The organism is Streptomyces sp. NPDC042371 (assembly GCF_056437465.1).
Genome location: NZ_JBWKAP010000011.1, coordinates 202,950 through 229,835 on the forward strand (window position 1 = coordinate 202,950; position 26,886 = coordinate 229,835).

At 71.2% G+C, this 26,886-nt stretch carries 21 protein-coding genes; 10 read left to right on the forward strand and 11 right to left on the reverse strand.

All coding sequences use genetic code 11. The features are described 5' to 3' along the window. Positions 1-10 precede the first annotated feature (10 nt). Positions 11-2,671 (reverse strand): ATP-binding protein, encoded by a 2,661-nt coding sequence (locus AC068B_RS31135; protein WP_478674883.1) that lies wholly within the window; start codon positions 2,669-2,671, stop codon positions 11-13. A gap of 163 nt (positions 2,672-2,834) precedes the next feature. Beyond that, entirely contained in the window at positions 2,835-5,000 is a 2,166-nt protein-coding gene (locus tag AC068B_RS31140) for an MMPL family transporter (protein ID WP_478674884.1), read from the reverse strand. A 134-nt stretch (positions 5,001-5,134) separates the two neighbouring features. On the opposite strand from AC068B_RS31140, the gene rpe reads away from it, so the two are divergent. From rpe to AC068B_RS31175, 7 genes are all read left to right on the forward strand, one after another. Next, entirely contained in the window at positions 5,135-5,821 is a 687-nt protein-coding gene (rpe, locus tag AC068B_RS31145) for a ribulose-phosphate 3-epimerase (protein ID WP_356258765.1), read from the forward strand. 78 nt (positions 5,822-5,899) lie between these two features. After that, positions 5,900-6,952 carry a sugar-binding transcriptional regulator gene (locus tag AC068B_RS31150; protein ID WP_356258768.1) on the forward strand — a complete coding sequence of 351 codons (1,053 nt, stop codon included), beginning with the start codon at positions 5,900-5,902 and terminating at the stop codon, positions 6,950-6,952. A gap of 74 nt (positions 6,953-7,026) precedes the next feature. Next, complete coding sequence (locus tag AC068B_RS31155; protein ID WP_478674885.1) at positions 7,027-7,419, forward strand: guanyl-specific ribonuclease; 393 nt, start codon at positions 7,027-7,029, stop codon at positions 7,417-7,419. Beyond that, on the forward strand, positions 7,419-7,814 hold the full coding sequence (locus tag AC068B_RS31160) for a barstar family protein (protein ID WP_478674886.1): 396 nt from the start codon (positions 7,419-7,421) through the stop codon (positions 7,812-7,814). The genes AC068B_RS31155 and AC068B_RS31160 overlap by 1 nt, the downstream gene beginning before the upstream one ends. A 174-nt stretch (positions 7,815-7,988) precedes the next feature. Further along, on the forward strand, positions 7,989-9,431 hold the full coding sequence (locus AC068B_RS31165) for a GuaB1 family IMP dehydrogenase-related protein (RefSeq protein ID WP_356258776.1): 1,443 nt from the start codon (positions 7,989-7,991) through the stop codon (positions 9,429-9,431). A gap of 302 nt (positions 9,432-9,733) precedes the next feature. Continuing rightward, the gene (locus AC068B_RS31170; RefSeq protein WP_478674887.1) at positions 9,734-11,197 is read left to right on the forward strand and encodes an amino acid permease; all 1,464 of its coding nucleotides are present in this window, start codon (positions 9,734-9,736) and stop codon (positions 11,195-11,197) included. A gap of 10 nt (positions 11,198-11,207) precedes the next feature. Further along, positions 11,208-11,663: an Lrp/AsnC family transcriptional regulator gene (locus AC068B_RS31175; protein WP_356258781.1), complete on the forward strand. Its 456-nt coding sequence runs from the start codon at positions 11,208-11,210 to the stop codon at positions 11,661-11,663. Here the strand turns inward: AC068B_RS31175 and AC068B_RS31180 are convergent. Then, positions 11,660-12,304, reverse strand: coding sequence for a Repetin (locus tag AC068B_RS31180; protein ID WP_478674888.1), 645 nt, complete (start codon positions 12,302-12,304; stop codon positions 11,660-11,662). The genes AC068B_RS31175 and AC068B_RS31180 overlap by 4 nt on opposite strands. Positions 12,305-12,636: 332 nt before the next feature. Between AC068B_RS31180 and AC068B_RS31185 the strand changes: the two genes are divergently transcribed. Continuing rightward, positions 12,637-13,425: a carbon-nitrogen hydrolase family protein gene (locus AC068B_RS31185; protein ID WP_478674958.1), complete on the forward strand. Its 789-nt coding sequence runs from the start codon at positions 12,637-12,639 to the stop codon at positions 13,423-13,425. A gap of 91 nt (positions 13,426-13,516) precedes the next feature. Further along, positions 13,517-15,214 carry a flavin monoamine oxidase family protein gene (locus tag AC068B_RS31190; protein WP_478674889.1) on the forward strand — a complete coding sequence of 566 codons (1,698 nt, stop codon included), beginning with the start codon at positions 13,517-13,519 and terminating at the stop codon, positions 15,212-15,214. Between the two features lie 19 nt (positions 15,215-15,233). Here the strand turns inward: AC068B_RS31190 and AC068B_RS31195 are convergent, their stop codons facing one another. From AC068B_RS31195 to AC068B_RS31215, 5 genes are all read right to left on the reverse strand, one after another. Then, on the reverse strand, positions 15,234-16,163 hold the full coding sequence (locus tag AC068B_RS31195) for an LLM class F420-dependent oxidoreductase (protein ID WP_478674890.1): 930 nt from the start codon (positions 16,161-16,163) through the stop codon (positions 15,234-15,236). A 142-nt stretch (positions 16,164-16,305) separates the two neighbouring features. Continuing rightward, positions 16,306-17,010: a DUF5995 family protein gene (locus AC068B_RS31200; protein ID WP_478674891.1), complete on the reverse strand. Its 705-nt coding sequence runs from the start codon at positions 17,008-17,010 to the stop codon at positions 16,306-16,308. Positions 17,011-17,086: 76 nt separating this feature from the next. Beyond that, positions 17,087-18,301: a Cmx/CmrA family chloramphenicol efflux MFS transporter gene (locus AC068B_RS31205; protein WP_478674892.1), complete on the reverse strand. Its 1,215-nt coding sequence runs from the start codon at positions 18,299-18,301 to the stop codon at positions 17,087-17,089. A gap of 246 nt (positions 18,302-18,547) precedes the next feature. Then, positions 18,548-19,936, reverse strand: a complete 1,389-nt coding sequence (locus AC068B_RS31210; protein ID WP_356258796.1) for a uracil-xanthine permease family protein — start codon at positions 19,934-19,936, stop codon at positions 18,548-18,550. Positions 19,937-20,065: 129 nt separating this feature from the next. Beyond that, a complete protein-coding gene (locus AC068B_RS31215; RefSeq protein WP_478674893.1) occupies positions 20,066-21,277 on the reverse strand; it encodes an MFS transporter in 1,212 nt (403 codons plus the stop codon). A gap of 97 nt (positions 21,278-21,374) precedes the next feature. Between AC068B_RS31215 and AC068B_RS31220 the strand changes: the two genes are divergently transcribed. Continuing rightward, positions 21,375-22,550 carry an ROK family transcriptional regulator gene (locus AC068B_RS31220; protein WP_478674894.1) on the forward strand — a complete coding sequence of 392 codons (1,176 nt, stop codon included), beginning with the start codon at positions 21,375-21,377 and terminating at the stop codon, positions 22,548-22,550. A 48-nt stretch (positions 22,551-22,598) separates the two neighbouring features. Here the strand turns inward: AC068B_RS31220 and AC068B_RS31225 are convergent, their stop codons facing one another. Genes AC068B_RS31225 through AC068B_RS31235 form a run of 3 tightly spaced genes read right to left on the reverse strand, consistent with a single transcriptional unit; the run spans position 22,599 to position 26,635 of the window. Further along, positions 22,599-23,348 (reverse strand): SDR family oxidoreductase, encoded by a 750-nt coding sequence (locus AC068B_RS31225; RefSeq protein ID WP_478674895.1) that lies wholly within the window; start codon positions 23,346-23,348, stop codon positions 22,599-22,601. A gap of 18 nt (positions 23,349-23,366) precedes the next feature. After that, positions 23,367-24,257, reverse strand: coding sequence for an RNA polymerase sigma-70 factor (locus tag AC068B_RS31230; protein ID WP_468568727.1), 891 nt, complete (start codon positions 24,255-24,257; stop codon positions 23,367-23,369). A gap of 44 nt (positions 24,258-24,301) precedes the next feature. Beyond that, positions 24,302-26,635 carry a chitinase C-terminal domain-containing protein gene (locus AC068B_RS31235; protein WP_478674896.1) on the reverse strand — a complete coding sequence of 778 codons (2,334 nt, stop codon included), beginning with the start codon at positions 26,633-26,635 and terminating at the stop codon, positions 24,302-24,304. Positions 26,636-26,886: the final 251 nt, after the last annotated feature.

Consider the following 26,886-nt stretch of genomic DNA (forward strand, 5'->3'; position numbering starts at 1 on the left):
GCCGGGCGCGTCAGTTCGTGGGGAGGCCTTCTCTGCGCAGCCAGGTGCGGGTGTTCGACAGGACGGCCCGGTCCCGGGTGTTCTTGGAGAGCCGTACCGCCTCCCGCGCGAGGCGCTGTGATTCCTGGTGCTGGTCGCACTCCCGCAGGGCCAGGGCGAGCATGAGCGTCGCGGACACGTGGCTGTGCACGTGGCCCGTGGGGCGCGCCAGCCGCTCGGCTCTGCGGGCGGCCGTGAGGGCTTCCTGCTTGCGGTGCAGGGCCAGCAGTGCGTAGACGATCAACTCGCGTGCGCGGCAAGCGGACTCCGCCGCGCCGTCCTCGTCGAGGAGGGCGTCCAGCAGCTCGGCGGCGCGTTCGGCCGCTTCGGCGGCCGCTCGGTGGTCGCCGACGCCGAAGTGGGCCATGGACAGCTCGATGAGGGTGTGGCCGAGGGCCTTCCGGTCGTCCGGCCGGTGCTGTTCGAGCAGCTGCAGGGCGGCCCGGTGATCTGCGGCCGCTTCGGCGAACTCGCCGCGCCGGTGATGCCCGGCGCCGGAGCGGTTCAGGGCCGTCGCCCCGGCCGCCGGGTCGCCTGCGCGTCTTCGTACCTCCGAGGCGATCTCCTCGGCGCGCTCCGTGCCGACCTCGCCCGTGAGGGCGATCAGCAGATCGAACGTCTCGCTCCAGGCCGACGACCGCGCATCGAACGACTCCGGAAGGGACTGGAGCGCACCTTCGAGCGACTCCCCGGCTTCGGCGTAGTGGTCGAGGCGAATCCATTCCCTGCCCAGCAGGGCCCACGACAGGGCGCGCAGCCCGGGGTCTCCGTGTCCGCGGCAGATGGTGCTGGCGGCCTGGAGGGCGGAGAGGCCCGCCGGGGACTCCGGGTGCACCGATACGGCGGCTCGGGCGATCTCTTGGAACATCGGGACCGCGATGATCCTGTCCTTGAGCGGCAGCGAGTCGGCGTACGCACGGGTGGAGTCGAGCAGCGTGGTCAGTAGCTTGTCGGCCCGCTCGGAGGAGGCGTAGGGATTGGTGAACCGGAACTGGTGGGTGTCGGCGTCGAGCAGGCGCTCCAGTTCCGTCGACCGCCCGGAGCCCGATTGCCTTGCGAGCGCTCCCAGCGTCCATGCCAGGCCCGCCAGGATCCAGTCCGGACCGCCCGACTCGTTGCTCCCCGCGACGGTCAGCGTTTTGCGGCAGGTCTCGACGAGCTCTGCGGTCTGGTCGCGGTACCGGTGGAGTCTGATCAGGGCCTCGAGCATCGGCAGGACCTGGTCGGTGTCGCCGAAGGTGAGGCCCATCGCTACCGCGGCCTGCAGATTGGGCTGCTCCTGATCGAACCAGGCAAGGGCCTGGCGGACGGCGTCGGTGCTCTCAGCGCCCTCACCGCCCTCGGCGCGCTTGCGGTGGGCGGTGCGCAGGGTGTTGCCCGCGCGTCTGCCCTCCGTGGCGTAGAGCCTCAGGAGGCGTTGGGAGGGTGCCTCCTGGGAGACTCCGTGGTCTCCCAGGAGCTCGATGGCGTACGCCCGGATCAAGTCGTGCTGGCGCCATCTGCCGTGGCCCGCCTGCTCGACCACATGGGCGCGGGCCAGCTCGTGCAGCAGGGGCCGGGCCTTGCGCGCGGCCACGTCCATGAGGCGCGCGGCGGTCTCGACGCCGAAGTGCGGGCCCGGGTTGATCGGCAGCAGACGGAACAGGTGCGCCTGGTCCGCCTCCAGACGCAGGTACGAGAGGTCGAACGCGGCGCGTACCGCCCGCTCCCCGTCGTCCAGCAGGTCGAGCCTGCTGCGGGCCCGCGCGAGGTCCTCGGCGAGTTCGGTCGGGGAGAGGCCGGGGTCGCGGGCCAGCAGGGCCGTGACGATGTGCAGGGCCAGCGGCAGGTGTCCGCAGAGGTCGCACAGGCGGCGAGTGCCCTCCGGGTCCTCGCGCAGGCGGGGGTCCCGCGGCGCGAGGAGTTCCAGTTGGCGGCCGATCAGGGACGCCGAGTCGTCCGACGCCAGGGTCCGCAGATCGAGGGTGCGGGAGCCACGCGCGGTCAGGGTGTGGCGCGAGGTGACCACCACGCGGTGCTTGCGCGAGCCGGGGAGGAGGTCGGCTATCTGGTGCGTGGTGGAGGCGTTGTCCAGGACGAGGAGGACCGGGCGGTCCTCGGCGGCACGGTCCGCCAGGAACCGGTGGTACTGCGCCGCCTGCCCCTGCGGAACCGCGTCGAGAGGCCCTTCGCGGCCCAGGGCGTGGAGGAGGGGCGCGTACACCTGGTGGGGCAGGATCCGGTTCTCCGGCTCGGGCTCGTATCCCTTGAGGTCCACGAAGACCGCACCCCCCGGGAACCAGCCGCGGGAGACCCCCTCGGCCGCGCTCACCCGGGCCAGCGCCGTCTTGCCGATCCCGGCGAGACCGGCGACGGCCGAGACGACGACCATGCCGGACGTGTCCGTGTCCGTGTCCGTGTTCAGGATCGCGAGGACCGCGTCCACCTCGGCGTCGCGTCCGACGAAGACCTCCGACACCCTCTCCTCGGTCGGCAGCACGGGCTCGACCAGCGCGGCCGTCTCCGTGGCTCCCCTGTGATGGTGCACCTCGTGCACGGTCAGGTCGCGGCCTGCCTGGTAGTTCCGGCCGCCCGTCGCGGCGGAGGCCGTCTGGTGGACGCCCGGCTGCTCGTGGCCCCGTGCCGACGTCACTGGCGGCCCACCATGCCCCACCCCCGTGTCGCACCCGCCCCGCTGCTCTCGGCAGGATAGATCGACGGCGTGCACCTGGATAGGGGAAGCCGGGCAGCCGGTCCCGGCGGTACGCCCCGGCGGCGCACCCGGTGCGTGAAAGGCCTCAGTGGTCCAAAAGGCCTCAGCGGTCCGGGAGTTGGGCGGGCGGGCTGGTGGTCTCCACGGGGGGAGCGGCGGGCTCCGGCCGCCGTGCCAGCGCGTGCGGCCACCACACCTTCGGGCCCACGTCCAGGAACAGCGCCGTCACCAGGACCGAACGCACGATGAAGGTGTCGAGCAGTACGCCGAGCGCCACCGCGAAGCCGATCTCGGCGAACGCCACCATCGGGAGCGTGCCGAGCGCGGCGAACGTGCCCGCGAGGACCAGGCCCGCCGAGGTGATCACCGCGCCGGTCGCGGCGAGACCGGTCAGGACGCCCGCACGGGTGCCCTGCTGTCCGGCCTCCTCGCGGACGCGGGTCGACAGGAAGATGTTGTAGTCGATGCCGAGTGCCACCAGGAACACGAAGACGAAGAGCGGGAAGTCGGTCGGCTCGCCCGCGTAGTCGAAGAGGTGGCGGAAGGCCAGCGCGCTGAGGCCGAGGGCCGTCGCGAAGGACAGGACCACCGTCGCGATCAGGAGGAGCGGGGCCACCACCGCGCGCAGCAGCACGGCGAGCGTCAGCAACACCACGACCAGGACCAGCGGGATGATCAGCTTGTTGTCGTGGGCCGTGGCGCTCTCCATGTCGACCAGGGCGGCCGTGCCGCCGCCCACCTGCGCACCGGCGTCGGGGACGGCGTGGACGGTGTCGCGCACCCGCTCCACCGTCCGCTTCGCGGCCGAGCTGTCGGACGGGTCGGTCAGGGTCGCCTCGAACAGCACCTTGCCGTCGTGCAGGGGTTTCGTCCCCGGCGGCCGCGCGACGCTGCTGGGCACCACGCCCCGGTCGTCCCGCACGACGCGGGTGACGGTGTCGCGCTGCGCCCGGTCCGCCACGATCACCAGCGGATCGCCGGACCCCGCGGGGAAGTGCCGCGCGAGGACCTCCTGGCCGGTGATCGAGTCCGGCTTCTCGGTGAACGCGTCGGCGTTGCTGAGGCCGTCGGCCCGCAGTTGCAGGAGCCCGAGCGAGAGCAGGGCGAGGGTCGCCGCCGTGACGCCCCAGATCAGCCGCGGGCGGCGGTCGATGCGGCGGCCGGTGCGGGCCCACAGGCCGCGCTCGGTCGGCTCGGGGGAGCCGTAGTGCGGGATCAGCGGCCAGAAGAACCACCGGCCGAAGATCACCAGGAGGGCGGGGAAGAGCGACAGCATCGCAAGCAGCCCCACGGTGACGCCGATCGCGGCGACCGGACCGAGGCCGCTCGTCGAGTTCATCTCGGCGGCCAGCAGCACCAGCATGCTCAGGACGACGGTCGCGCCCGACGCGAGGACCGCGGGACCCGCCCGGTGCAGGGCGAGGGCCATCGCCTCGTGACGGTCCTCGTGACGGCGCAGCTCTTCGCGATAGCGAGCGACCAGGAGCAGCGCATAGTCGGTCCCCGCACCGAAGACGAGGACCGTCAGAATCCCCGCGCTCTGGCCGTTGACGGTGAGGTCCGCGTGCTCGGCGAGCAGATAGATGAGGGCCTGGGCCGTGAACAGCGCGGTGATCACGGAGAGCAGCGGGGCCAGCAGCAGGGTCGGGCTGCGGTAGGTGAACAGCAGGATCACGATGACGATGCCCGCCGCCGAGAGCAGCAGCGTCGAGTCGATGCCCTCGAACGCCTCGGCCGAGTCCGCGCCCGTGCCGCCCGGCCCGGTGATGTGCACGGCGAGGCCGTCGTCGCCGTCTCCCACCCGCTCCCTGATGGAGTCGACGGCGGGTCCGATGCGCTCCCAGCTCTCGGCGTCCATGGTGATCGGCACGGACACCTGGGCCGCCTCGGGGCGCGACTTCTCGTCGTACACGGGGCCGCGGGTCTCGGCGCCGCGGATGACGTGGGCGCGCAGCTCCCGGACCTGGCGCACGTCCTCGGCGATCTGCCTGCGGTCCGCCACGGTGAGGCCGCCTTCGCGGGCGTACACGATGATGGCGGGGATCACCTCGGGCCTGAACTCCTCCGAGATGTCCAGGACTCGGGTCGACTCGGCGGAGCCGGGCAGCCAGGACTCCGCGTCGTTCTCCTGGACGTCGGTGAGCTTCTGCGCCAGCGGTGCCGCGACGATGATCACCACCAGCCAGAACAGCACCACGAGCCACTTCGTGCGCCGTCCGCACACCAGCCACGCGATCCCGTGCCGCTCCTGCCGCCGTTCGTCCGCCATGGCTTCCCCCCGCTTGCCGTGCGCGGTGCCGCTGGACCGTCCAGCATGGCACTCGGCACGCGGTCGCGGGAGTTGCTGTGCTCATGCAGTGGACTGCGGTCGGAGTCGAGCGCCGGGCATGGCAGGCTTGGGGCATGGCCGTGCAGATCAACCCCAGCATCCTGTCCGCGGACTTCGCCCGTCTTGCCGAGGAGGCAGAGGCCGTCGAAGGCGCCGACTGGCTCCATGTCGACGTGATGGACAACCACTTCGTCCCGAACCTCACGCTCGGGGTGCCGATCGTAGAGTCGCTGGCCCGTGCGACGGACACGCCTCTGGACTGCCACCTGATGATCGAGGACCCCGATCGCTGGGCTCCGCAGTACGTCGAGGCGGGCGCCGGATCCGTCACCTTCCACGCGGAGGCCGCCGCCGCGCCGGTCCGGCTCGCGCGCGAGATCCGTGCCAAGGGCGCCCGCGCCTCGATGGCGCTGAAGCCCGCCACCCCCATCGAGCCGTTCGAGGACCTGCTCCCCGAGCTCGACATGCTGCTGATCATGACGGTCGAGCCGGGCTTCGGCGGCCAGGCGTTCCTGGACATCATGCTGCCCAAGATCCGTCGCACCCGTGAGCTGATCGCCAAGCACGGTCTGGAGATGTGGCTGCAGGTCGACGGCGGTGTCTCGGCCGAGACCATCGAGCGCTGCGCGGAGGCCGGAGCCGACGTCTTCGTCGCCGGGTCCGCCGTCTACGGCGCCAAGGATCCCGCGGACGCGGTACGTTCATTGCGCACCCAAGCCGAGGCAAAGACCGCGTCAAGCGCCTGGGCGTGCAACCACTGAGCCAAGGGAACGTGAACGCAGTCCGCCAGGGCTGATCGACCAGGCCGGATCTGCAAGGATGAACGGCGAACCCAGTTTGTGAACAGCAGTGAGGAGAGCGCCGTGTCGGCCATGTCGGCGGGTCGGTCAGCCATGCGGATGGGACCCGCGGAGCTGGTGCAGGCGGCGGCCATGGCCCGCCGCTTCTACCTCGAGGGCAAGTCGAAGATCCAGATCGCCGAGGAGTTCGGCGTCAGCCGCTTCAAGGTGGCCCGGGTCCTGGAGACCGCCCTGGAGCGTGATCTCGTGCGGATCGAGATCCGGGTGCCCGCAGAGCTGGACGCGGAGCGCTCGGACGCGCTGCGCGCCCGATACGGCCTGCGGCACGCCGTCGTCGTGGAGTCGCCGGCGCCTGCCGACGAGATCGACGAGTCGCCCGACCCGGAGAACCTCGGGGAGGTGGCGGCGGACCTCCTCGGCGAGCTGGTCACCGAGGGCGACGTGCTCGGCCTCGCCTGGGGCCGCTCCACGATCCACATGGCGGCCGCGCTCGACCAGCTGCCGCCGTGCACGGTCGTGCAGCTGACGGGGGTGTACGACGCGGGGACCGCGGAGCGCGGCTCCGTCGAGGCAGTCCGCCGCGCCGCCCAGGTGTCCGGCGGCGAGGCCCACCCCATCTACGCGCCGATGCTGCTGCCCGACCCCGCCACCGCGTCGGCGCTGCGCAACCAGACCGGCATCGCCCGCGCCTTCGAGTACTTCGACAAGGTCACGGTCGCCTGTGTCTCCATCGGCTCCTGGGAGCCGGGCATTTCCACGGTCCACGACATGCTCAGCGACGAGGAGCGGGCGCACTACGCCTCGCTGGGAGTCGCCGCGGAGATGTCGGCGCACCTGTTCGACGCCGAGGGGCGTCGGGTGGGCCGGGACCTCGGCGAGCGCTGCATCACCGTCGAGGCGGACCGGCTCCGCCGCATTCCCGAGGTCGTCGCCATCGCGGGCGGGCAGCGGAAGGCTGCGGCGATCGATGCGGTGCTGCGGTCCGGTCTCGTCACGAGCCTCGTCACGGATACGGCTGCGGCTGATCAGCTGCTCGTCGCCGGGGCTGCGCCCCGGCCCGCGCTGAACCGGGCGGACCCGGACGGGAGCTGACTCCCTGCGGGTCGTGGGGGCCGGTGGCTCAGTTCCCCGCGCCCCTGACGGGGCGCCGTGGCAGGGTCTGAGACATGCTGAACCGGTTTCTGCCCCGCGTGCTGGGGGCGTTGCTGCTCTGTCTCGCGGTCCTGGTGGCCGGGTGCTCCTCGAGTGACACCGGAGGGGACGCCCCCGACTGGGCCCCCGGCATGGCCACCGTGCGGGCCGACCGGCTGCCCGCCGAGGCGCGGCGGACGCTGCGCCGCATCGACGACGGGGGCCCCTTCCCGTACCGGAAGGACGGCACCGTCTTCGGCAACTTCGAGCGCGAGCTGCCGCGGCAGAAGCGCGGCTACTACCACGAGTACACCGTCCGCACGCCCGGCGAACGCGACCGCGGGGCCCGCCGGATCGTCACCGGGAGCGGTGACGAGGTCTACTACACCGACGACCACTACGCGTCCTTCAAGGCGGTGCTGAGGTAATGACCCACGACGTCGGCGGGGAACCGCTCGCGCCCGTCCTGGAGGCCGCGCGCGGCGCGGGCTGGACCACCACGGCGCTCTCCCTCTCCGGGGTGACGGACAAGGCCGCCTTCATGGAGCGCTGCGCCCGGGACCTCGCTCTGCCCGACTGGTTCGGGCGCAACTGGGACGCGCTCGCCGACTGCCTCACCGACCTCTCGTGGGCGCCTCCCGCGCGCGGGCGGCTGCTCGTCGTCTCCGGATGGCAGGAGTACGCCGATGCGGCACCGGGGGAGTGGCGGATCGCCCAGGACGTGTTCTCCTCGGTCGTCGAGCACTGGCGGGGTGTGGCGGAGTCGGGCCTTGAGGTCGTTCTCTCGCTCGGCCCTGCCGACACGGAGCGTGGCGGCGGCTGAACGGGCTGTTCCGCTTCGGGGGTGCTCTTGGACGATCTGACCAGCGCCCTCCCGGCCCGTCTGGGTGATCATCCCAGGCGGTACGACCCCCACGGCATGGGACAATGAAGTACGTGCTTTCCCCCCGGTCCAACTGCCCGGGGGCCACCTCTGATCGACTGGGATGAGCAGCACGTGCGCTTCCTCAATGACATCCAGCCTGCGTACGACCTGACGTACGACGACGTCTTCATGGTCCCGAGGCGCTCCGCCGTCGGATCCCGCCAGGGCGTGGACCTCTCGTCGCCCGACGGCACCGGCACCACGATCCCGCTGGTCGTCGCCAACATGACCGCGATCGCCGGACGCCGCATGGCCGAGACCGTCGCCCGCCGCGGCGGCCTCGTCGTCATCCCCCAGGACATCCCGATCGAGGTCGTCACCGAGGTCATCTCCTGGGTCAAGACGCGCCACCACGTCCTGGACACCCCGATCGTCCTCGCGCCTTCGCAGACCGTCGCGGACGCGCTCGCCCTGCTGCCCAAGCGCGCGCACGACGCCGGGGTCGTCGTCGACGCCGACCAGAAGCCCGTCGGCGTCGTCACGGACGCCGACCTCAGCGGCGTCGACCGCTTCACGCAGCTCTCCGAGGTCATGTCCAAGGACCTGCTGCTCCTGGACGCCGACATCGACCCGCGCGACGCCTTCAACAAGCTGGACGGCGCCAACCGCCGCTACGCCCCCGCGGTGGACAAGGACGGCCGCCTCGCGGGCATCCTCACCCGGACGGGCGCCCTGCGCGCGACGCTCTACACCCCGGCCGTTGATGCCAACGGCGGCCTGCGCATCGCCGCCGCCGTCGGCATCAACGGCGACGTGGCGGGCAAGGCCAAGCAGCTCCTCGACGCGGGCGCCGACACGCTCGTCGTGGACACCGCCCACGGCCACCAGGAGTCGATGATCGCCGCGGTCAAGGCCGTGCGCGCGCTCGACCCGCAGGTCCCGATCGTGGCGGGCAACATCGTCGCCGCCGAGGGCGTCCGCGACCTGATCGAGGCTGGTGCCGACATCATCAAGGTGGGTGTCGGTCCCGGCGCCATGTGCACCACGCGCATGATGACCGGTGTCGGCCGCCCGCAGTTCTCGGCGGTGCTCGAATGCGCCGCCGAGGCCGCGAAGTTCGGCAAGCACGTCTGGGCCGACGGCGGTGTCCGTCACCCGCGTGACGTCGCCATGGCGCTCGCCGCGGGCGCCTCGAACGTCATGGTGGGCTCCTGGTTCGCGGGCACCTACGAGTCCCCCGGCGACCTCCAGCACGACGCCAAGGGACGTGCCTACAAGGAGTCGTTCGGCATGGCTTCCGCCCGCGCCGTGCGCAACCGCACCTCCGACGAGTCGGCGTACGACCGCGCCCGCAAGGCGCTCTTCGAGGAGGGCATCTCGACCTCCCGGATGTTCCTCGACCCGGCCAGGCCCGGCGTCGAGGACCTGATCGACTCGATCATCGCGGGCGTCCGCTCGTCCTGCACGTACGCGGGCGCGGGCTCGCTTGCGGAGTTCGCCGAGAAGGCGACGGTCGGCGTCCAGAGCGCCGCGGGTTACGCGGAGGGCAAGCCCCTGCACGCCAGCTGGAGCTAGTCGCCCCTGACCTGCCGAAGGCCCCCGCGGACACTCCGCGGGGGCCTTTGCCATGGGCGCCGGCGCCGCCGGAACGCAACGGACGAAACGGACCGCGCAACGAAGAGACGTATCTGACGGAAGTGCGCAATGATCATCCGCCGGTACGCAAGGTTGCTGCATTACGGTCGGGAAGCCGCGGACTCTAGAGTCAGGCGCTGTACGTGGTGTGGCGGGGACTGCCTGCTCGGTGGTTCCCGTCGCCAAGCGCGGGTGCCGTGGGTCCTCGCCGCCCTGACCGGCAGCGATGAAGGAGCCAGCGCGTGCTCGACCAAGGCGCACCCCCGCAGAACCGCCCAAGCCCCCCGGGCAGCCCTGGCCTCGGCAGCCGTCTGATGCGGCGCAAGCCGGTGGAACGCCTGGTCGAGGAGGGTGGTCAGGGCGAGGGGGGCTCGCTGCGCCGCTCCCTCGGAATGTGGCAGCTGACCATGATCAGCATCGGTGCCACGCTCGGCACCGGCATCTTCGTCGTCCTCGGCGAGAGCGTCCCCAAGGCCGGGCCCGCCGTCACCATCTCCTTCGTGATCGCCGGACTCACCGCGCTCTTCTCGGCCCTCTCGTACGCCGAGCTGGCGGGCTCCATCCCGGTCGCGGGCTCCTCCTACTCGTACGCGTACGCAACGATGGGTGAACTCGTCGCCTGGGTCTGCGGCTGGTGCCTGGTCCTGGAGTACGGCGTCTCGGTCGCCGCGGTCGCGGTCGGCTGGGGCGAGTACCTGAACGAGCTGCTCGACGGGACCATCGGCGTCACGATCCCCGACGTGCTCTCCTCGGCACCCGGCGAGGGCGGCATCATCAACCTGCCCGGCCTGATCGTCGTGCTGCTCGCCATGGTGTTCCTGCTCGGCGGCGCCAAGGAGTCGGCGACGGCCAACACGATCATGGTCATCGTGAAGATCGCCGCGCTCGTGCTCTTCTGCACCATCGGCTTCATGGGCTTCAAGTCCGGCAACTACTCGGACTTCATGCCGCTCGGCACGGCCGGTGTCAGCGCCGCCGCCGCGAGCCTCTTCTTCTCCTACATCGGCTTCGACGCCGCCTCCACCGCGGGCGAGGAGGCCAAGAACCCGCAGCGGGACCTGCCGCGCGCGATCATGCTGTCGCTCGTCATCGTCACGGCGCTCTACGTCCTGGTCGCCGCCGTCGCCGTCGGCGCCTGGAACTGGAAGGACTTCGAGGGCTCCGAGGCCACGCTCGCCGCGATCATGAACGACGTCACCGGGCAGAGCGTCTGGGGCACGGTCCTCGCCGCCGGTGCCGTCATCTCCATCGCGTCCGTCGTCCTGACCGTCCTCTACGGACAGACCCGCGTCCTGTTCGCCATGTCCCGCGACGGCCTGGTCCCCAAGGTGTTCGGCCGGGTCAGCAAGAAGACGGGCACGCCCCGGGTGAACACCGTCATCGTGTCGCTGTTCTGCGCCGGACTCGCCTCGGTCATCCCGCTCGGCAAGCTCGTCGACGCCACCAGCATCGGCACGCTCTTCGCCTTCGGCCTGGTCAACATCGCCGTGATCGTGCTGCGCAGGACCCGCCCCGACATGCCGCGCACCTTCCGCGTGCCGCTCGGCTGGCTCTTCCCGGTCCTCGGCTTCGGCTTCTGCGCGTACAACATGTTCAGCCTCGACTCCATCACGTGGGTCGTGTTCGGTGTCTGGATGGCCGTCGGCCTCGTGTTCTACTTCCTGTACGGCATGAGCCGCTCCCGATTGGCCACAGCAGAGAAGTGATCCACCCCCCGTGCGACTGAACGATCTCGACGAACGCATCGTGCACGCCCTCGCCGAGGACGCCCGCCGCTCCTACGCCGACATCGGCCAGCTGGTCGGACTCTCCGCGCCCGCCGTGAAGCGGCGCGTGGACCGGCTGCGGGCCACCGGAGCCATCACCGGCTTCACGGTCCGCGTGGACCCGGCGGCCCTCGGCTGGGAGACCGAGGGGTTCATCGAGATCTACTGTCGCCGGAACACCTCGCCGGAGGCGATCCAGCGAGGTCTTGAGCGCTATCCGGAGATCGCGTCCGCGTCCACCGTCACCGGTGACGCGGACGCGATCGTCCAGGTCTTCGCCGCGGACATGCGGCACTTCGAGCGGGTCCTCGAGCGGATCGCGGGGGAGCCGTTCGTGGAGCGGACGAAGTCCGTGCTCGTCCTCTCGCCCCTGATGCGCCGCTTCTCCTCGGGGGCCCCGGCCTAGTCCCGGGCGCCTTGCGGGCCCTGTGCGCTCTGCGGCTCCGGGTACGGGACCTTCCACGGGACGACCTCGAAGTCGCCCGTGCCCTTCCTGACCTTCTCGTACGGCGCCGAGCTCGCGCATTTGGCGAGGGTGTCGGGCTGGCCCTGCGTTGCTCCGTAGGCCGCCCAGCTGTATCCGACGCGGTCGTTCCGGCCCCGGTCGTCGACGGTGAAGCCGACCCGCTTCCCCTTCATCTCCTTGAAGTTGCTCCCGGTGATGACACCGGTCGCCGTGGCCACCTTGCCGCCCGTCATCAGGCAGTCGATACGGCCCTTCGCCCAGCCTCCCGCACCGCCCGGCTTGTCGAGGTGGACGAAGCGGAAGGTGCCGGTCGCCTTCGACGGGTCCTTGATGTCCTCGGCCGCGAGATGCGCGTCGAACGTGAACGTCACGTCCTCGGTGGTCTTGCGGTACATCTTCGCCGAGCCGGTGAGCGCGGCGGCCTCACGCTTCTTCCCCTGGCCCCCGGCGCGTGGCTCCGGCTTCGCGGGGTGCTCCCCGCCGTCGCCCGACGCGACGGCCGCACCCGCGGCCCCCACGGTCAGCAGCAGCGCGGTCGCCACGGCGATGGCGTGGGGGTGCGGGGTGGCTGTGCGGCTCATGGAAAGCCTCCGTCTCGGAGTCCGTGCACCCGGTCCTTCCGGGCGTGATCACGTTCTCGCGGGAGGGGGGTCCGCCGCGTCCGGCTCCGGGCCGCACTCCTCTTCCGCCGCGCGGCGGGGGTCGTCGGCCGCTCCCTGCACCCTCAGGAGGACCCCACCGATACCCGCGGCCCATGCCGTGCGCAACGAATCGCCGCACGGGCCCCGCTACGCGCAACGGATCACGCAGCTGCCCGCAACGGTCGTACCTTGTCCGGGCACAGCCGCCGACCGTACCGTCGTATGGACCCCGCCTTCCCCTTCGTACGCCCCGAGGATCCGCCATGCCTGCGCTGCGCACCGCCCTGCTCCAGAGCTCCGGGCAGCCCGGATCCGTCGACGCGAACCTCGCGGCGCTGGACGAGGCCGCCGGGCGCGCCGCCGCGGCGGCCTCGGGGCTGCTCGTGGCCCCCGAGCTCTTCCTCACCGGGTACGCGATCGGCGACGACATCGCCCGGCTCGCCGAGACCGTGGACGGGGAGTCGGCCAAGGCAGTCGCGGGGATCGCCGCACGCCACGGGGTCGGCATCGCCTACGGCTACCCGGAGCGCGCGGGCGACCTCGTCTTCAACTCCGTCCAGCTGATCGGCCCGGACGGGGCCCGCCTCGCGAACTACCGCAAGACCCACCTCTTCGGCGGCTTCGAGCGCGACTCCTTCACCCCCGGTGACCAGGCCGTCGTCCAGGCCGAGCTCGGCGGCGTCCGGGTCGGCCTGATGATCTGCTACGACGTGGAGTTCCCGGAGAACGTCCGCGCGCACGCCCTCGCGGGCACCGACCTGCTGGTCGTGCCGACCGCGCAGATGCACCCCTTCCAGTTCGTCGCCGAGTCCCTCGTGCCGGTGCGCGCCTTCGAGAACCAGATGTACGTCGCGTACGTCAACCGGGTCGGGCCCGAGGGGGAGTTCGAGTTCGTCGGGCTCTCCACGCTGGTCGGGCCCGACGGCGTGGCGCGCGCCCGCGCGGGACGCGGTGACGAACTCGTCCTCGGTGACGTCGACCCCGACTTCCTGAGCTCCTCCCGCGAGAACAACCCGTACCTGCGCGACCGCCGCCCCGGCCTGTACGCGTCCCTCGTCTGAGTACTTGAGCCCCTGAGTCTTTGAGTCGCTGAGTCTCTGAGCCGCCCCCCCCAGCTTTCTGCTTCAGTTCCCCGCAAGGAGTCCGTACCCCATGACGTCCACTGTGCCCACCGCCGTCCAGCACACCGACGCCCAGCCGCCGATCACCATGTTCGGTCCGGACTTCCCCTACGCCTACGACGACTTCCTGGCCCACCCCGCGGGCCTCGGCCAGATACCCGCGACCGAGCACGGCACCGAGGTCGCCGTCATCGGCGGCGGTCTGTCCGGCATCGTTGCCGCGTACGAGCTGATGAAGATGGGCCTCAAGCCCGTCGTCTACGAGGCCGACCAGATCGGCGGCCGACTGCGCACCGTCGGCTTCGAGGGCACCGGCACGGACGAGCTGACCGCCGAGATGGGCGCCATGCGCTTCCCGCCGTCCTCGACGGCGCTCCAGCACTACATCGACCTGGTGGGCCTTGAGACCAAGGCGTTCCCCAACCCGCTCGCCGAGTCCACCCCTTCGACCGTCGTGGACCTCAAGGGCGAGTCGCACTACGCGACCAGCGTCGATGACCTGCCACAGGTCTACCGCGACGTGATGAACGCCTGGAACGCCTGCCTGGAGGAGGGCGCGGACTTCTCCGACATGAACCGCGCCCTGCGCGAGCGCGACGTGCCCAAGATCCGCGAGATCTGGTCCAAGCTCGTCGAGAAGCTCGACAACCAGACCTTCTACGGCTTCCTCTGCGACTCGGAGGCGTTCAAGTCCTTCCGGCACCGCGAGATCTTCGGCCAGGTCGGCTTCGGCACGGGCGGCTGGGACACCGACTTCCCGAACTCCATCCTGGAGATCCTGCGCGTCGTCTACACCGAGGCGGACGACCACCACCGCGGCATCGTCGGCGGCAGCCAGCAGCTGCCGCTGCGCATGTGGGAGCGCGAGCCGCAGAAGATCGTCCACTGGGAGCCCGGTACGTCCCTCGCCTCGCTGCACGAGGGCGGCGCGCCCAAGCCCGCCGTGACCCGCCTCAACCGCACCGCCGGGAACCGCGTGACGGTCACCGACGCCTCCGGCGACATCCGCACCTACCGGACCGCGATCTTCACCGCCCAGTCGTGGATGCTGCTCTCGAAGATCGACTGCGACGACTCGCTCTTCCCCATCGACCACTGGACGGCGATGGAGCGGACCCACTACATGGAGTCCAGCAAGCTCTTCGTCCCGGTCGACCGGCCGTTCTGGCTGGACAAGGACGAGCAGACCGGCCGTGACGTCATGTCGATGACGCTCACCGACCGCATGACGCGCGGCACGTACCTCCTCGACGACGGCCCGGACAAGCCCGCCGTCATCTGCCTCTCCTACACCTGGTGCGACGACAGCCTGAAGTGGCTGCCGCTGTCGGCGAACGAGCGCATGGAGGTCATGCTCAAGTCGCTCGGCGAGATCTACCCGAAGGTCGACATCCGGAAGCACATCATCGGCAACCCGGTGACCGTGTCCTGGGAGAACGAGCCCTACTTCATGGGCGCCTTCAAGGCGAACCTGCCGGGCCACTACCGCTACCAGCGGCGCCTGTTCACCCACTTCATGCAGGAGCACCTGCCCGAGGACAAGCGCGGCATCTTCCTCGCGGGCGACGACATCTCCTGGACGGCGGGCTGGGCCGAGGGCGCGGTCCAGACCGCGCTCAACGCCGTGTGGGGCGTGATGCACCACTTCGGCGGGGCCACGGACGCCACGAACCCCGGCCCCGGCGACGTCTACGACGAGATCGCCCCCGTCGAGCTGCCCGAGGACTGACGGTCCGGGGGCGGTCGGGTCAGACCCCGGCCGCCCGCGCCGCCTCGTACACCTGCGCGGCGAGGTCCTTGAGCTCCTGGGCGTCGCGTGCCGACCCCGCGAGGTCCACCAGGATCTCGTCGACGCCCACCGCGGCGTGCGCGGCCAGGTCCTCGACGATCTGCTCGACGTTGCCACGGAACGGGGCGCGGTCCGCGCCGGTGTACGGCTTCGCCGTGTAGCGAGTGTTGGCCCGCAGCACGCTCTGCACCGGCTTCTCGCGACCCTGCTCGGCGGCCGCCTCGCGGACCTTCTCCCACTGTTCGGCGAGTGCGTCGGCACCCATGGCCACGGGCATCCAGCCGTCCGCGCGGTTCACGAGCCTGCGCAGGGCGCGCGGGCTGTTGGCGGGCAGCAGGACCGGGATCGGCCGGGCGGGCTTGGGTCCGACCACGGACGGCGCGATGGTCGTCAGCTCCCCTTCGTACGCCACCGGGTCGGATCCCCAGACCGCGTGGCAGACGTCGAGCAGCTCGTCCAGGACCTTGCCGCGCCGCTCGTAGGGCGCGACCGACGCGGCCGCGTACTCGTCGCGGGACCAGCCCGTGCCGAAGCCCGCGACGACCCGGCCGCCGCTCGCCGAGTCCAACGAGGCCAGCGAGCGCGCCAGTTGAAACGGGATGTGCAGCGGGGCGACCAGCACGCTGGTACCGAGCCGGGCCCGCTCCGTGGCCGCGGCGGCGAGCGTCAGGGTGATCAGAGGATCGGCGACCGAGCGGTAGGAGTCGGGCCAGGGGCGGCCCGGGATTCCGTAAAGGCCCTGGGTTGCGGGCTCGGGATAGAGGATGCGCTCGTAGACCCAGAGGCTTTCGTAGCCCATGTCCTCGGCGGCCTGGGCCACCACGGGGACGTCGCGTCCGATGGCGTACTGCCTGCCCTGCGGAAGACTCAGTCCGAGTCGGGTCGCCATTCCGGTGCTCCTTCGCGTCGGGGTCGGTCAGTTCAACGTACAACGATCGCGGGCGTGTTCCCCGGAAACGGCCGCGGGCGTGGCCGAAAAGGGACAGGCCGGTTCGGTGGCCGGGAAGTCGCAGGGGGCGGGCGGGCCCGTGTCAGTCCGGCAGCGGGGTCAGCAGGATCCGGCCCACCAGACCCACCGCCCCGTCGAGTCGCTCCGTGAACTCCTCCGCCACGCAAGGGAGTTCGCGCAGCGCCCACAAGGCCCGCGCCGATGCCCAGGCGCCGTCCCTGGCACGCTCCAGGCTCCAGGATCCGGCCAGATGCGTGAGGGGGTCGCCGACCTGGAGAAGGTCGGGGCCTGGCATCAGCTCCTCGCGGATGCGCTCCTCCAGTGACACCAGGGAGTCGCCCACGCGGTCGAACTCGTCCTCAAGATCGGCCGGTTCGCACCCGAGCCCACGACAGCTGTCCACGAGGGCCAGCGCGAGGTCGTGCCCGATGTGTGCGTTGATGCCCGCGAGCGCGAACTGCAGCGGGTGTACGCCGGGATGGCGGCGGTACTGGAACAGCGGGCGCCAGCAGGCGGGCGGGCGGCGCCCGTCGGCCGCCGCGTCGACGGCCGCCAGATACCGCTCGGCGAAGCGGACGGCCAGGGTGGTCGCGGCGTGCGCGTCGGGGAAGGCGCCCAGGCCGAGGCGCCGGGCGACCTCCTCGGTCACCGAGAGGTAGACGCGGTTGAAGACGGCGACCCCGTCGCGCGGTGGCCAGTCGTCGCTGAGCGCCCGCATCCGCGCCATCACGCCGTCGACCCCGCGGGCCCGGGTCCTGAACTCTGCGAACCGCTCCAACTGCGCCATGGGGGCAGGGTCCCAGTCCCGGGGCGACCCGGGCGTCAGCGCACCGGGCACGTCCCCGAAACGAGCGAACGGACGCTTATGAGTCGGCGCGCGACCTGGCCGGGTCCGGTGAAGGTGACGGTGACGGTGCAGGGGCCTGTTCGGGAGTCCTTCCGCCCAGGCCGAGCGCCGCACCCCCGATGACCAGAGCCGCCGTCACCAGCGCCGCGCTGACCCAGAGCGGCGAGCGGTAGCCGAGCCCGGCGGAGATCGCGAGGCCGCCGAGCCACGGGCCCAGGGCGCCGCCCACGTTGAACGCGGCCGTCGCGAACCCGCCCGCCAGATGGGGCGCGTCGGTCGCCGCGTACAGCGCCCGCGCGATGAGCGTCGAACCGACCCCGAACGACAGCGCACCCTGGACGAGGACCAGCACGACGGCCGCCACCGGGTCCCCCGCGGTCATCGCGAACACGACCCAGCCGGTGGCCAGCGCGAGCGAGCCGAACACCAGGATCGGCATGGGCCGTACATCGGCGAAGCGACCGGCCGCGCCGACACCGACGAAGGAGCCGATGCCGAACAGTGCCAGCATCCCGGGCACGCAGGAGGAGCCGAGGCCGGTGACGTGGGTGACCAGCGGTGCGAGGTAGGTGAAGGTGCAGAACGTCGCGCCGTTGACCAGCGCGCCCAGCAGCAGCGTCACAAGGAGCCGCGGACCGCGCAGCGCACGCAGTTCACCGAGCGCGCTCGCCCCGTTGGCGTCGGGCGCCCCGGACGGCACGGCTCGCGCGATGGCGAGCACGGCGGGCAGCGAGAGCAGGGCCACCGCCCAGAACGCCGAGCGCCAGCCCCACGCCTCACCGAGCAGCGCGCCCGCGGGCACGCCCGCGACACAGGCGACGGTCACGCCGCCGAGCAGCACCGACGTGGCGCGCCCCTTGGCGTCGGGCCCGACCATGCTCGTGGCGGTGACCAGGGCGACGGCGAGGAAGCCCGCGTTGGCGAGGGCGCCGACGACGCGGGTCACCAGGAGCACGGTGAAGCTGGTGGTGAGCGCGCCGACGACATGGACGAGCAGGAAGGCGACGAGGAAGACCAGGAGCGCGCTCCGACGGGAGAAGCGGCGGCTCAGGATGGCCATCAGCGGCGCACCGACGATCATTCCCACGGCGAACGCCGAGGTCAGATGGCCTGCGGCCGGGACGCTGACGGACAGGTCCCGGGCGATGCCGGGGATCAGCCCGGACAGCATGAACTCGGAGGTTCCCTGGGCGAAAACGGCAAGCCCGAGGAGGTGGAGGGCAAAGGGCACAGCAGGACTCCGCAACCACGATGTGGATCGAAAGGATCAGGGCACGGGGGCGGTGATCCGGTGGTGGCGGGCGCAGTTCCTGCGCGCGGGCGCGTCGGCGCGGCAATGTGTCAGTGCATCAAGGTGTCACTGCGTCAATGCATCGGCGCGAGAAGCCACCGGACGACCGGTGGCGTGAGTCTGTCGGACTCGGGAGTGGACATGGTGCGCACCCTAAGCAGCGGTCACGCACCACGTCCAACCGTTTTAACCGCGCTCGCGGTCCTCTTCGTCGTACGTCGACGTGCCCGAATCGAGCAGCGGTTCCTGGGACTTGAGGTGCGCGGGGGCGAAGGCGCGCAGCACGTGGTAGCCCGTGATGACGACGATCGTGCCGAGTGCGATCCCGCTCAGCTGGAAGTTGTCCGAGATCTTCAGGGAGACGCCGCCGACGCCGATGATGATGCCCGCCGCGGCCGGTACGAGGTTCAGCGGATTGCGCAGGTCGACCTTGGCGTTGATCCAGATCTGGGCGCCGAGCAGGCCGATCATGCCGTAGAGGATGACGGTGATGCCGCCGAGCACGCCGCCGGGGATCGCGGCCACGACCGCGCCGAACTTGGGGCAGAGCCCGAAGAGCAGGGCGAAGCAGGCCGCCGCCCAGTACGCGGCCGTGGAGTAGACGCGGGTCGCGGCCATCACGCCGATGTTCTCGGAGTACGTGGTGTTGGGCGGGCCGCCGACCGCGGTGGAGAGCATGGAGGCGGCGCCGTCCGCGGAGATCGCCGTGCCGAGCTTGTCGTCGAGGTTGTCGCCGGTCATCTCGCCGACGGCCTTCACATGGCCCGCGTTCTCGGCGATCAGTGCGATGACTACGGGCAGCGCCACGAGGATCGCCGACCACTCGAAGCTCGGCGCGTGGAAGGACGGCAGGCCGATCCAGTCGGCATGGCCCACGGCGGACAGGTCCAGGCGCCAGTGGTCGACGACCTTGCCCGAGGCGTCCGCCGAGTGGATCTTGCCGAAGACCTGGTCGAGGACCCAGGAGATGGCGTACCCGAAGAGCAGCCCGAGGAAGATCGCGACGCGCGACCAGAAGCCGCGCAGGCACACCACGGCAAGACCGGTGAAGAGCATCACCAGGAGCGCCGTCCACTGGTCCTGCGGCCAGTACGTCGATGCCGTGACCGGCGCCAGGTTGAAGCCGATGAGCATGACGACCGCACCGGTCACGATCGGCGGCATCGCGGCGTGGATGATCCGCGCCCCGAACTTCCGTACCGCGAGACCCACCAGGAACAGCGCGCCACCGACCACGAAGACCGCGCCGGTCACCGTCGCGCTGGAGCCGCCCTGCGCGCGGATGACCGCGGCGACGCCCACGAAGGAGAGCGAGCAGCCCAGATAGCTGGGCACCCGGCCGCGCGTGGCGAGCAGGAAGATGACGGTGGCGACACCCGACATCATGATCGCGAGGTTCGGGTCGAGGCCCATGAGGACCGGCGCCACGAAGGACGCGCCGAACATCGCGACCACGTGCTGGGCGCCGAGTCCGAAGGTGCGCGGCCAGGAGAGCCGCTCGTCGGGACGGACGACGGCTCCGGGCGCGGGGGTGCGCCCGTCGCCGTGCAGCTTCCAGCGCACGCCGAGATCCATGGTGAGTCAGTCGCTTTCTGTCCGCCGAACCGGGCCCGGCCGGGTGGCCGGAAATGATCGACGCCATGTTAATGCGACGTAAGTGCGGCTTCTCTCCGGTGCGGGTCCGGTGGGGGGCCGGTGCGGCGGTCAGGACCTCGGTCCGTGCGCCGCCGCGTCCGCGGGTGCGGCCTGCGCCGCCGTGCGGCCGTTCGTGCGCAGGACGCCCGCGAAGACCGTGAGGCCGCAGGCGAGCAGCGTCACCAGGCCGAACGAGGCGACGAGGCTCGTGGCCTGTGCCAGGGCGCCGATCGCCGAAGGGGCGATCAGGCTGGAGGTGTACGTGATGGTGGCGACGCCCGCGATGGCCTGGCTGGGGTTGGGGCCGCTGTGCCCGGCGGCCGCGAAGGCGAGCGGCACCACGACCGCGATGCCGAGGCCCATCAGGGCGAAGCCGCCCATGGCCATCACCGGATGAGTGGCGAGGACGACCAGCAGTCCGCCGAGCGCCGCGAGGACCCCGCCCGCCCGCACCGTGCGCACCGCGCCGAACCGGTTCACCACCGCGTCGCCCGCGAGCCGCGCGATGGCCATGGTGAGCGTGAAGCCGGTGGTGGAGGCGGCGGCGACACCGGCCGACGTGTCCAGGACGTCCCGCAGATAGACCGCCGACCAGTCCAGGCTCGCGCCCTCCGCGAAGACCGCGCAGAAGCCGACCGCGCCGATCAGCAGCGCCGACTTGGGCGGCAGCGAGAAGCGCGGCGGTGCCTCCTCCTCGGGCTCGGGCTGCAGGTCGAGGACGCCCTGACAGGCGACGAGGCCGAGCGCGGTCAGGGTGGCGGCGGCGAGCACGTGGTGCAGGCGGGCGTCCGAGCCGAGGTGGGCGGCGACCGTGCCTGCAGCGGAGCCGATCAGGGCGCCGACGCTCCACATGCCGTGCAGGCCCGACATGATCGACTTCCGCATACGGGTCTCGGTCTCGACGCCGAGCGCGTTCATCGTCACGTCGGACATGCCGGACGTCGCGCCGTACACGAAGAGCGCCAGGCAGAGCGTGGGCAGGTTGGGTGCCAGGGACGGCAGGACCAGGGCGAGCGTCCACATGACGAGGAGGCCGCGTAGCGCGGTGCGGGCGCCGAAGCGGTGGCTGATCCGGCTGGCGAGCGGCATCGCGACGGAGGCGCCGATCGCGGGGAAGGCCAGGGCGAGGCCGAGCATGCCCGCGCTGACGTCGGCGTGCTCCTGGATCCACGGCACCCGGGTCGCGAAGGATCCCGCGACGGAGCCGTGCACGCAGAAGACGGCCGCCACGGCGATCCGTGCCCGCTTCAACCGCTGTTTGTCGTAGACCACTTCACTCATTCCGCTCCGCCCCTCCCAGGTGGTGCCTCGGTACGGCGACGTAAACTATCAGGAAGCCTGCCTGATAAATAGAAGCTTTCTATGGGAGGATCCGGCCATGCCTGTCTCGCCTGCCTCACCGAGCACCGCCCGAGCCATCAACGACCGGCTCGCGCTGGGGCTCCTGCAGAGCGAAGGCCCGCTCACCGCGAACCAGTTGAAGCAGCTCACGGGCTTGTCGAGGCCCTCCGTGGCCGACCTCGTCGAGCGGCTCCAGGGCTCCGGGCTCATCACGGTCGTGGGGGAGGCGGGCGCCCAGCGGCGCGGCCCGAACGCGCGGCTCTACGGCATAGTCGCCGACCGCGCCCATCTCGCCGCCCTCGACGTGCGCACCGAGAGCGTCTCCGTCGTCGTGACCGATCTGCTCGGCGCGGTGCTCGCCGAGGCCTCCGCGCCCATCGGCGGCGGCACCGGCACCGGGCCCGCCGTCGAGCGTGCCGTGGCCCTCGTCGAGCGCGCGGCCACTGAGGGCGGTGTGCAGCGCCTGCACACCGTCGGCATCGGCGCCCCAGGACTCATCGACCCCACCACCGGCGACCTGCACGACACGTCCGCGCTGCCCGCCTGGCACCGCCGCCTCGCGGGCGCCCTTCACGAGCGGCTCGGCGCCCGTGTCCTCGTGGAGAACGAGACCAACCTCGCGGCCCGTGCCGAGCGCAGGGACGGCGCCGCGCACGACCGCGACACCTTCGTGCTGCTCTGGCTCGGCGACGGCGTCGGCGCCGCCGTCGTGCTCGACGGCGTGCTGCGCAGGGGCGCGTCGGGGGGCACCGGCGAGATCGGCTTCCTGCCGGTGCCGGGCACGAGCACCCTGCCGTCGGCCACCAGCTGCGAGGGCGGCTTCCACTCGCTGGCCTGCGCCGCGGCGCTCCGTGAACTCGGTGCGGAGCACGGCATCCTGGAGCCCGGCATGTCCGGCGCCGACGTGGTGCGGCGCGCGGTCGAGACCGGCGAGAGCGCCTTCCTTGACGCCGTGGCCGACCGGGTGGCCGTCGGTGCGGCGGCGATGGCCGCGATCCTCGACCCCGGCTGTGTGGTCCTGGGCGGCGAGGTGGGCCGCGCGGGCGGCGCCGAGCTCGCCGCCCGCGTCACGGACCGGGTCACCGCCATGTCGCCGCTGCGCACCGAGGTGCGGGCGGGCAGGCTCGGCGGGGCCGCGGTGCTGAGGGGTGCGCTGCTCGCCGCGCGGGACGCCGCGCAGGACGAGCTCTTCGGGCCGCCGACGGGTCACTGAGACGCGCGGCTCACGCGCGTCCCTGCCGCACCGTCGTACGCCCCTGCCTCACCGCCGCGCGCCCTTCGACCGCACCGCCAGGTACTCCTCGAACGTCCCCTTGCCCACGGCCCGCCCCGGCGTCAGATGACCGCCCGCCCGCGCCGCCCGGTACGTCCGGCCCGCGAGCCGCACCGGCAGCACCCGGCGCCGCTTGCCGCTCGCCCGCAGATAGGCGCGGGCCAGGTCCGGGAAGGTGCGGACCTCGGGGCCTCCCATGTCGTCGACCCGGCCCGCCGGAGGCGCCGCAGCCAACTGCGCGAGGCGGTCCGCCACTTCGCCGACCTCGATCGGCTGGTCGCTGACCCCGCCGGGCAGCAGCATGACGGGGAGCTTCGCCGACGCCTCCATGATCCGCAGGACCAGGTCGTGGAACTGGGTGGTCCGCAGCACGGTCCAGCCCAGCCCTGACTCCTCGATCAGCCGCTCGACCGCGAGCTTCGTCTTGTAGTAGCCGAGCGGCACCCGGTCGATGCCGACGATCGAGATGTAGACCAGATGTGCGACGCCTGCCTTCTGCGCCGCCGCGATCAGGTTCTTGGCGGCGCGCTCGTCACCGCCGCGCACCGTGGTCGCGCAGTGCACGATCGCGTCCGCGCCGGTGACCGCCGCGTCCAGGCCGGTGCCCTCGCGCAGATCGACGGCGTACGGCCGCGTGTGGCGACTGAGTACCCGCACCTCGTGACCGTCCGCACGCAACCGCTCGGTCACGAGGCGGCCGAGGGTTCCGGTACCGCCGGTCACCAGGATCGTGCTCATCACGGGGCTCCTTCGTCTTCATACGGCGGCCAGTTGGCGTTCCACGAACGCGAGCTTGTCAGGGTTGACCACCGACCGTACCCCGGTGACCCTTCCGTCGCCTCCCTCGAAAGAAGCGACGGCCGTCAGGTGCCCCGCCACCCGCATGACCAGCGCGGGCGCGCCGTTGACCTCGGCGAACGAGACCTCCGCGGCCCCGAAGTTCGCCTTGATGCGGACCAGGAACCGCAGGACGTTGTCGCGCCCGAGGATGGGCGTGACCGCCGCGGCGACCTTGCCGCCGCCGTCGCCCCACCACGTCACGTCCCTGGCCAGTATCTTCTCCAGGCCGACGACATCACCTTCGCGGGCCGCGGCGATGAACGACTCGACGAACCGCTGCCGCAGCTCGTGCCCCGGCGCGAAGCGGGGCCGTGCCTCGGCGACGGCCCGGGCGGCCCTGCGGTACAGCTGGCGGCAGCCCGCCTCGCTCGCGTCCAGGACGCCCGCGATCTCCCGGTGGCTGTACGCGAAGGCCTCCCGCAGCACGTACACCGCGCGCTCTCTGGGCGTCAGCCGCTCCAGGAGGACGAGCAGGGCCATCGAGACCGCGTCCCGCTGCTCCGCCGACTCCAGCGGTCCGAGGGTGCCGCCCGAGGTGATGACCGGCTCCGGCAGCCAGGTCCCCACGTACTGCTCGCGGCGGGCCCGGGCCGTGGTCAGCCTGGTCAGGCAGAGGTTCGTGACGGTCTTGGCCAGCCAGGCGGCCGGTTGCGCGATGTCCTCGCGCCGTGTGCCGTTCCAGCGCAGATACGCGTCCTGAACGGCGTCCTCCGCCTCCTGCGCGGATCCGAGTATCCGGTAGGCCAGGCCGAACATCCGGGGGCGGTGGGACTCGAACTCCTCGGCCAGTGCCGCTGCAGTGCTCACGCCCATAGGGTGCCAAATCCCACGGGCGTGAGCACTCAGGACAGTCAGCAGGCGCCGAGATCCTGCCAAACCCCCCATTCGCCACCCGCGCCGGGCTCATCGCCCTTCGTCCACCACTTGGCCTTCCACGTGTGGGACTTGTGGGACACGCTGGTCCCGCTGCCGTACTCGGCGGTCGAACCCCAGGCCGGTGCCGTGCACTTGCCGGGCGTCGGCGGGTCGGTCGGGTCCGGCGGGTCGGTCGGTCCGGTCCCGCCGCCGGGCTCGACGACCGTGGTGCCGCGCGCCAGGTCACCGGCGAGCGCGTACGTCGTGCCGCTGATGTTCACCGTCCAGTTCCACGGCGTGGACACCGGCAGGTAGTAGTTGAACGAGAGGTCCACGGAGGCGCCGGGTGCAAGGGACTGCCAGGCGGGCAGCTTCAGCGAGACCCGGTGGAAGTCGCCCTTCAGACCGCCGACGTTGCTTCCCGTGTGGTCGCTGCTGATCACCTTCGTACCGAAGCCGGACTGGTCGGAGGCGTTTCCGGGAGCCGCGGTGGAGTAGTCGAACTGGAACTCCGTGCCGCCGGGCAGCGCCGTCTTCGTGTTGTTGGTGATCTTCACCTTGGGCGTGATCGGGTAGTTGGAGTCGCCCAGCTTGAAGTCACCGAACTCCACGCCGATGTCGACGGCCTTGGCGGGCAGTTCCTTGTTGGAGACCTTGGCGCCGTACGGCTTCGCGGCCTTGAACTTGTCGTACATCAGCGAGGTGAGCGTGTCGCCCATCTCGTACTGGCCCTTGGTGGCGTTCCAGCGGTAGTCGCCCGCCATCTCCCAGATCATCGTGCCGCCGATGCCCCGGTTGACCACGTAGTCGGCCTTCTTCGCCACTGACTCCTCGTCCTCCGTCGAAAGGAAGACCTTCTTGTCCGCGTTCCACAGCCACGGGGCGACCAGCGTGGAGTCGTACTTGCGGGCGTAGGTGCCGGACAGCTTGGTGTCCGCGGGGAAGCCGTACTTGGTGACGTAGTCGCCGACGATCCCCTTCTCCAGGTTCTTGGCGTGCCACATCGGGTTGGAGCCCGCGGGCGACTCCTTGCCGTTGTCGTCCTTGTCGTGCCAGAGGTTGTCGATGCCGACCGCGCCGTCACCGCACTTGGTCAGGCCGGAACCGGCCGGGCAGCTGGTCGCGGCCGCCTTGCCCCACAGCCCGTCGGTGCCGCCCTGCACGTTCTTGAACCCGCGGGTGTAGTACGGCAGGCCGATGTTGATGCGACCGGCGGGCATCGAGCCGCGGAAGTAGTGGTACGCCCAGTCGGTGTTCAGATAGCCGATGCCGCCGTACTGGGAGCTGCCGTAGACGTTGGCGGCCGCGAGCTCGGCGTCCTTGCCGTCGTCGAAGAGCGAGGCGTTGGGGCCGACGTACTCGTTCCAGGCGCCGTGCAGGTCGTACGACATGATGTTGACGTAGTCCAGGTACTTCTGGACCTGGAAGGTCTCCATGCCGCGCAGCAGATAGCCGGAGGAGGGGGCCGCCACGGTCAGCATGTAGTGCTTGCCGTCGGCCGCGCCCGCCTTGTCGAGCTTCTGGCGCAGGGACTTCATCAGCGCCGCGTAGCCCTTGACGAGGCCCCCGCGGCGGGCGTTGGAGAGCGGGTAGTCGAGCGGATGGCCCGCGTCCTTCATCGAGGTCGGGTACTCGTAGTCGATGTCGACGCCGTTGAAGCCGTACTTCTTTATGAAGGCGACCGCCGAGTCGGCGAACGTGTCGATGCCCGCCTGGTTCACCGAGCCGTCGGCGTTGGTGGCCATCGAGTAGAAGCCGCCGGAGTTCACGCGCTTGCCGTCGTCACCGAAGTAGCCGCCGGTCTCGGCCCAGCCGCCCACCGAGATCAGCGTCTTGACGTTCGGGTTCTTCTTCTTGAACTTGTTGAGCAGGTTGAAGTGGCCCTTGTAGGGCAGCGACGGGTCCATCTCGGCGCCCTCGACGCCCGGCCAGGTCATCCCGGTGGCGGCGTTCTTCTCGCTGTCGGAGCCGACGGAGAGCTTGTTGTCCTTGTCGACGTGCGCGAAGGCGTAGTTGACGTGGGTGATCTTGTCCCACGGGATGTCCTTGGCGAGGTAGGCGGGCTCGCCGTTCTTGCCGGTGCGCCAGCCGGTGAAGTAGCCGATGGTGCGGCGCTGGTGGTCGGCGCCCATCTTCTCGCGGCCGTCGCTGTCGTAGACGGAGCAGTAGGGGACGTTCACGCCGGGCGTCTGGTAGAGGCCGTCGGGGCGACAGGACGCGTCGTCGGCGGCGGCGTGCGTGGCGCCGCCGGAGACCAGGCTGAGCAGCAGTCCGGCGACGGCTGCGCCGGACGCGAGGAGCGTGGGTCTCGCGCGGTTGGGGGACGGCAAGGGGAGCCTCCTGGGAACGGTGCGGAACACGAGCGGGGCGGAACAACACAACTGGCACAGATGTGGATCGTTCTGGGGCCCCGGCGTGCGCACACCGTCGGCTCCTGCTCCTCGGAGGTGACGGTGAGATTAAGAGGACTAGACCAGTGCGTCAATAGGTCTGGACCAAGTTGGTTGAACATGATGTTGAATGGTTGATGCTGTGAGCCAGCCCACAGGCGGTCACCCGTATGGCCCGCGACCGGCCATGG